This is a genomic window from Thermohalobaculum xanthum (assembly GCF_016623495.1).
GTDB lineage: Bacteria > Pseudomonadota > Alphaproteobacteria > Rhodobacterales > Rhodobacteraceae > Thermohalobaculum > Thermohalobaculum xanthum.
The window spans coordinates 1-1,201 of the sequence record NZ_JAEHHL010000029.1; the positions used below are offsets into that span (position 1 = coordinate 1).

General features: G+C 63.1%; 1 protein-coding gene. It reads left to right on the top strand.

Annotation, left to right across the window (positions count from 1 at the left end):
• Positions 1 to 20: 20 nt before the first annotated feature.
• A partial coding sequence (locus H0I76_RS19285) for a permease (RefSeq protein ID WP_200613825.1) occupies positions 21 to 1,201 on the top strand: 1,181 nt, incomplete at its 3' end.

Genomic DNA, 1,201 nt, shown 5'->3' on the forward strand with positions numbered 1-1,201 from the left:
GGATGGGAGGCGATGGGTCTTTGATCGGAATCCTGGACACCTTTGGCGAGGCGACGCGCACGGCGCTTGGCTTCTTCTGGAAATCCGGCTGGGCCTTCGTTTTCGGGTACATCATCAGCGCGATGATCCAAGCCTTCGTGCCAAAGACCCGACTGACGCGCTACATGGGCGGAGCGGGCCCGCGTTCGATTGCTCTCGCGACGGTGTTCGGTGCAGCCTCCTCGTCCTGCTCCTTTGCCGCGCTTGCCGCTGCGCGTTCGCTTGTGATGAAAGGGGCGCATTTCGTCGCCGCGGTTGCCTTCATGTTCGCCTCGACCAACCTAGTGGTCGAGCTCGGCATCTTGATCCTTATTTTCCTCGGCCCCGCCTTCCTCGCCGCCGAGATTGCCGGAGGGATCGTGCTGATCGTGATTTCGAGCCTCATCATCCGAGCCACCTATCCCGAACGATGGCTGGAAAGGGCGCGCGAGAAGGTCGAGGCCGAAAGCGAGGCGGAGGAGGAGGACTTCGACTGGGGCGAGCGCATCCGCTCGCGCGAGGGCTGGATGCAGGTGGGCGCAAACTTCGCGCATGACTGGCAGATGGTCTGGAAGGAGATACTCATCGGCTTCACCATCGCCGGGTTCGTCGCCGCGCTGGTGCCGGCAGAGGTCTGGTCAATAATTTTCCTGACCGACGTCGGGCTGGGCCTGCCAGCCTGGGTCGTGACACTGGAGAACGCGATGGTCGCGCCCTTCGTGGCGGCGGCGACCTTCATCGGCTCCATGGGCAACATCCCGCTTGCGACGGTGCTGAATGCCAACGGGGTGCTCTTCGCGGGAATCATGGGCTTCATCTACTCGGACTTGATGGTACCGCCCCTCGTCGCCGTGAATGCGAAATATTATGGTCTGCGAACGGCGCTCTACATCGCGGCGGTGATGTATGCCTCGATCGTCGCGACGGCACTGATCTTGAACGGGGCCTTCGCGTTGCTGGGCATCGTGCCCGAGAGCGGACGCGCCGTCTCTGACGTTGTGCGCTTCGCGATCGACTACACGTTCTGGCTGAACCTCACCGCGCTCGCCTTGACAGCCATCATGCTCCGGCTCGCCTTGCTTCATCGGCGGTCGCACGGCGCGCATCAGCATCAGATGGACGGCGACGGACCGCTTAAGCGCGCCGCGGCAAAAGTCGCAGTAGCGGTTCTCGCGGTGGGCAC